The organism is Sphingomonas sp. (assembly GCF_036402235.1).
GTDB lineage: Bacteria > Pseudomonadota > Alphaproteobacteria > Sphingomonadales > Sphingomonadaceae > Sphingomonas.
Map to the genome: position 1 here is coordinate 1 of NZ_DASWTG010000090.1, position 3,623 is coordinate 3,623.

The following is a 3,623-nucleotide window of genomic DNA, read 5'->3' on the forward strand; positions in this document are numbered from 1 at the left end:
TCCTGCGCAAGGCCGCAGAGCGCACCGTCGAGGCAACATGGAAACGCATCGGCCAACTCCTCGACGCCTTCCCGCCCCACGAATGCGCCAACTATCTCAGAAACAGCGGATATGCCTCAATCTAAACAGGACAGACTCTAAGCGGCACTCGATCCTCCCCCGCTAGGGGGAGGTGGCGCCGAAGGCGACGGAGGGGGAGGACGGCGATGCATTGCCTTTTGGGCGTTCCGTTTCCGCCCCCTCCGCCAGCTCTGCTGGCACCTCCCCTGGCGGGGGAAGGATCAAATCGAATGCCCGCGCCTAGCGCGTGACGCCGCCCGCCGCGAGCACCGCCAGCGTCACCAGCTCGCTCGCGGTGCTCGTCATCGGCGCGACCTGGACGGGCTTCTCCATCCCCACCAGCATCGGCCCGATCACCGAATCCCCGCCCAGCTCGCGCAGCAGCTTGGCCGAGATGTGCGCCGACTGCAGCCCCGGCATGATCAGCACGTTCGCCGGCCCCGAAAGCCGCGCGAACGGATAGTTCGCCAGCTGGCGCGGGTTGAGCGCCACATCGGGCGTCATCTCGCCCTCGTACTCGAAGCTCACCTGCCGCTGGTCGAGCAGCTTCACCGCCTCGCGCATGCTCTCGAGGAACGCGCCCTTGGGGTTGCCGAAGTTGGAGTAGCTCAGGAAGGCGACGCGCGGCTCGTGGCCCATGCGGCGCGCGACCTGCGCGGTCTGCTCGGCGATGTCGGCGAGCTCCTCGGCATTGGGCCGCTCGTTCACCGTGGTGTCGGCGATGAACACGGTGTGGCTCTGCCCGACCAGCAGGTGCACGCCGAACGCGGTGCGCCCCTCGCCCACGTCGATCACGCGGCGGATCTCGCGCATGTTCTGCGCATAGGGGCGCGTGATGCCGGTGATCATCGCGTCGCCCTCGCCCAGCTGCAGCAGCAGCGATCCGAAGATGTTGCGGTCCTGGTTGACCATCCGCTCGCAGTCGCGGCGCAGGTAACCGCGGCGCTGGAGCCTTTTGTAGAGGAAATCGACCATCGCCGGCACCAGCGGCGAGTGGCGGCTGTTGTGCACCTCGAAGCTCTCGGGATCGCTCACGCCCAGCGCCTTGAGCCGGTCGTGCACATCGTCGCGCCCGACCAGCACCGGCGTGCCGTAGCCGCCCTCGCGGAACGCGATCGCCGCGCGCAGCACCACCTCCTCCTCCCCCTCGGCGAAGATCACGCGCTTGGGCTGCGCGCGCGCGCCTTCATAGGCCAGCGTCAGCACCGACGTCGTCGGGTTGAGGCGGCCGCGCAGCGCGTGGCGATATGCCGCCATGTCGAGGATCGGCTTGGTCGCCATGCCCGAATCCATCGCCGCCTTGGCGACCGCCGCGGGCACGACTTCCATCAGCCGCGGGTCGAACGGCGCCGGGATGATATAGTCGGGACCGAAGCTGTGCGCCCGGCCATAGGCCAGCGCCACTTCCTCGGGCACCTGCTCGCGCGCCAGCTCGGCGATCGCCTGCGCCGCGGCGATCTTCATCTCGTCGTTGATCCCCGTCGCGCGCACGTCGAGCGCGCCGCGAAAGATGAACGGGAAGCCGAGCACGTTGTTGACCTGGTTGGGATAGTCCGAGCGCCCGGTCGCGACGATCGCGTCGGGGCGCACGCCCTTGGCCAGCTCGGGCCGGATCTCCGGCTCGGGATTGGCCATCGCGAAGATGATCGGCGCCGGCGCCATGTCCTTGACCATCTCGGGCTTGAGCGCGCCCGCGGCCGACAGCCCCAGGAACACGTCCGCCCCCGCCAGCGCCTCGGTCAGCGTCGAGCGGTCGGTCGCTACGGCATGCGCCGATTGCCACTGGTTGATGCCCTCGCGGTCCGGGGTGATCACGCCCTTGCGGTCGCACATCAGCACATTCTCGTGCCGCACGCCCAGGCCTTTGATCAGCTCGGTGCAGGCGATCGCCGCGGCGCCCGCGCCGTTCACCACCACCTTGATCTCGTTCATCCGCCGCCCGGTCAGCAGGCACGCATTGATCAGACCCGCCGCGGTGATGATCGCGGTGCCGTGCTGGTCGTCATGGAACACCGGGATGTTCATGCGTTCCCGAAGCGTCTGCTCGATGATGAAGCATTCGGGCGCCTTGATGTCTTCCAGGTTGATCCCGCCGAAGCTCGGCTCCATCAGCTCGACCGCGTCGATGAAGCGGTCGACATCCTCGGTCTTGAGCTCGATATCGATCGAATCGACATCGGCGAAGCGCTTGAACAGCACCGCCTTGCCCTCCATCACCGGCTTCGACGCCAGCGCACCCAGATTCCCCATCCCCAGGATCGCCGTGCCGTTGGAGATCACCGCGACCAGATTGCCCTTGGCGGTATAGTCATACGCCGTTGCGGGATCGTCGGCGATCGCCTGCACCGGCACGGCGACGCCCGGGGAATAGGCCAGCGCCAGGTCGCGCTGCGTGGTCAGCGGTTTGGATGCGACGATCTCGATCTTGCCCGGCCGGCCCTCCGAGTGGAACAGCAGCGCCTCGCGCTCGGAAAACTGGACATTGGCTTCTTCTGACATTCTTCTCTCCCGGCTCCGCTCCCTTTAGGCACGGCTCCGCGCCACCGCAATCGGGCGGTTTGCAGGGATTTGGCGGCAATGCCGTTACGGCAGACACGATTGCGGCCATCATTCTGTGTGGAAATCCACACAAGTCGTGCACCGGCAGAAGTGAATCCTCCCCCGCCAGGGGGAGGTGGCATGCGCAGCATGACGGAGGGGGAGGATGCCAGAACGCTGGTGGTGCTCCTCCCCCTCCGTCGCGCTACGCGCGCCACCTCCCCCCGCCAAGGAGGATTTGGCAGCAAATACCGCCCCGCGTTGTCGCCAGCCCTCACCTCCGCTATCCATCCGCCATGACCGCGCAACCGCCCGATCAGGATCGCATCGCCCAGCTCGAAGCGAAGGTCGCCGAGCTTTCCAGCCGCGACGGCGGGCTCTCGGGCCGGCTGACCAAGCTGCTCAAGCTGATGCCCTGGCTGATGGCCAGCCATTTCCTGATCGGCGCCCCCGCGCTGCTGATCTCGCTCGGCGTCGCCTACGCCACCTTCGTCCAGGCGGAAGCGACGAAGAAGATGCAGCAGGCCGATGCGTGGCCTTTCGTCTCCTATGGCACCAGCAATGTGGACGAGAAGGGTGAGCGGGTGATCTCGCTGGTGCTGAACAACAACGGCGTCGGCCCGGCGATGCTCGGCCCGGTCGAGATCCGCTATCGGGGTCAGCCGGTGCGCGATCCGCGCGAACTGCTCACCAAATGCTGTGGTCTTCAGGCCAATAGCGGACTCAACCTGTCCACCTCGCCCGCGTCCGGCATCGTCGCCCGCCCGGGGGAGTCGGTCAAGTTCATGCAGGTCGCCGAGACCCCGGCGAACAAGGCGCTGTGGAACCGCTTCGAGAAGGAGCGATGGAAGCTCCAGGTCCGCTCCTGCTATTGCTCGATCTTCGACGAATGCTGGACGATCGAAGGCTCGCAGGCGAAACCCAAGCCGGTGGCGCAATGCCCGACGGACTGGTCCCAGTTCCGCGAGCGGTGATGACTTGAACGTATCCTCCCCCGCCAGGGGGAGGTGGCGCCGAAGGCGACG

2 protein-coding genes and 1 pseudogene are annotated in these 3,623 nt (G+C 67.0%); 2 read left to right on the top strand and 1 reads right to left on the bottom strand.

Features of this window, described 5'->3' with window-relative positions:
• Positions 1–125, top strand: a pseudogene (locus VGD28_RS18230) (IS630 family transposase); the annotation flags it as partial.
• A 175-nt stretch (positions 126–300) separates the two neighbouring features.
• Here the strand turns inward: VGD28_RS18230 and VGD28_RS18235 are convergent.
• On the bottom strand, positions 301–2,559 hold the full coding sequence (locus tag VGD28_RS18235) for an NADP-dependent malic enzyme (RefSeq protein WP_331029782.1): 2,259 nt from the start codon (positions 2,557–2,559) through the stop codon (positions 301–303).
• Positions 2,560–2,894: 335 nt separating this feature from the next.
• Between VGD28_RS18235 and VGD28_RS18240 the strand changes: the two genes are divergently transcribed.
• The gene (locus tag VGD28_RS18240; protein ID WP_331029783.1) at positions 2,895–3,572 is read left to right on the top strand and encodes a hypothetical protein; all 678 of its coding nucleotides are present in this window, start codon (positions 2,895–2,897) and stop codon (positions 3,570–3,572) included.
• The last annotated feature ends 51 nt before the right edge of the window (positions 3,573–3,623 follow it).

Bases quoted from the DNA above. Each gene is read 5' to 3' on its own strand.
- VGD28_RS18240 (WP_331029783.1), top strand. From the start codon at position 2,895: ATGACCGCGCAACCGCCCGATCAGGATCGCATCGCCCAGCTCGAAGCG.
- VGD28_RS18235 (WP_331029782.1), bottom strand. From the start codon at position 2,559: ATGTCAGAAGAAGCCAATGTCCAGTTTTCCGAGCGCGAGGCGCTGCTG.